We start from the raw sequence: 203 nt of genomic DNA on the forward strand, positions 1-203 counted from the left end.
CACTATTGAGACTTACATGATGTTTTTGCCGGAATTATTGCGCGGGGCAGGTGTGACGATCCAAGTTCTCCTGCTGTCCGCCGCTTTTGCCTTTATTTTTGCCTTTATCGCCGGTCTTGGGCGGGTGTCGCGCTTTTGGGTCGTCCGCTTTCTAATGGGCGCTTTGGTGGAGCTGTTCAGGGGGACGTCCCTGCTTGTCCAGA

General features: G+C 54.2%; 1 protein-coding gene. It reads left to right on the forward strand.

Annotated elements, in window-relative coordinates:
- Positions 1-4: 4 nt before the first annotated feature.
- Positions 5-203, forward strand: a 199-nt coding sequence (locus tag FS666_RS19605; protein ID WP_244943985.1) for an ABC transporter permease subunit, incomplete at its 3' end; no start/stop codon positions are given.

The organism is Siminovitchia fortis, assembly GCF_007681465.1.
Classification (GTDB): Bacteria; Bacillota; Bacilli; order Bacillales; family Bacillaceae_C; genus Siminovitchia; species Siminovitchia fortis.